Genomic DNA, 1303 nt, shown 5'->3' with positions numbered 1-1303 from the left:
TCGCGAAGTTTGTCAGGAATTTAAATAATCGCCCCCGTAAGGTCTTAGGCTGGAAGACACCATCTGAAGTTTTCTTCGGTAAAAAGTTACACTTGATTTGACAATTCGTCCCATCATAAATTGCGTTCTTTATACAGGCGTGATACTGGGAACTTAGTTTGGCCATAGTTTCTTTAGACCGAGTTTGACCAATATTCCGGATGAAATTTTGGTAATCATATCGAGTGATATTATCCAACCTTGCAAAGGGCAGCCCCTCCGACAGAATCTTATGGCTTAACTCATAAGTGAGTCGGGTGCGTTCTTTGACCCCCGGTTCTTTATAGGTTTTATACCAATACCAAAAATAATCTTTGAAGTAAGGCACCTCGGCCATAACCAGCTTTCCACTATTTCGATCAACGGAAAATTGGTTGGCCCATGCAGTTGCTTCGCCTTTAGTTCTGAAACCACCATGTGTTTTTATTTTCGCTTTTCCGTCAGTATCTTTATAGCTGATCCTGGCCTGCCAGCTCTTGCCTCGCTTGGTAATACTTGCCATGGTTAATTCTCCTTTCAATGGCAAGGTCAACACTCGACTTTGCCAAACGTATGTTCTTTAAGCCTGTTAAAGAAAAGCCCAGTTGAGGGCCTATTCATTAGCTGTTGTTTTCTAGTGCTAAAGTCTCCCGATATTCGTCGGCTTCTGGACGTTCCTTAAAATCAACGGTAACATTTTTATACTTCTTTAATTCATTTTCGACATCTTCAATTGATATGCTGAAATATTCCTTTCGATTATTTACTTTATTAATTCTGCGATTTGTGAACCTATTATGTAACTCTGCTTCTAATTTGTAGGCATCTTCGCTAAAAATAAGTGCATGTACATCAAATTTAAAGGGGACGGACGCACTACTTAATTCGTTGATTCGGTCCATTGGTTCAAGTCGACGGGTAACTCCTATTTTGAATACATTTTTTCCAAAGGATCCTATATTAGAAATGATGTAAACATATCCTGCTGTTGCGTGTTGCTCACGGTAATCTACCTCGTCCTCTTGTTCGTGATACTTGGAAAGTTCTTCTTGTAATTTTGCGATTTCATCTTTCAAACTTTCATCTTGAGGATTGGCGGAATATTTCTCTTTCAGTTCAGAAATTGCCTGCGAATAATGTTTTATCTCTTTAGTTACTTGTTTTCGTTCGCGCGTTTTATAATCAAGTTAGCCAAATACTTTTAGCTAATTGATAAAATAAAAAACACCAAGACAAATCTCTGTTATCATTGATGTTCCTACACAAACAATGAAAGAGGTTATTG

Annotated in this window: 1 protein-coding gene and 1 pseudogene; both read right to left on the bottom strand. The window is 38.3% G+C overall.

Features of this window, described 5'->3' with window-relative positions; translation table 11 throughout:
- Positions 1 to 448 precede the first annotated feature (448 nt).
- Positions 449 to 541, bottom strand: a pseudogene (locus tag DXH47_RS11990) (hypothetical protein); the annotation flags it as partial.
- A 97-nt stretch (positions 542 to 638) separates the two neighbouring features.
- Positions 639 to 1094, bottom strand: a complete 456-nt coding sequence (locus DXH47_RS11515; RefSeq protein ID WP_225423586.1) for a GIY-YIG nuclease family protein — start codon at positions 1092 to 1094, stop codon at positions 639 to 641.
- Positions 1095 to 1303: the final 209 nt, after the last annotated feature.

Source organism: Levilactobacillus suantsaii, assembly GCF_004115745.1.
Classification (GTDB): Bacteria; Bacillota; Bacilli; order Lactobacillales; family Lactobacillaceae; genus Levilactobacillus; species Levilactobacillus suantsaii.
This window is presented reverse-complemented; position numbering and strand designations above follow the sequence as displayed.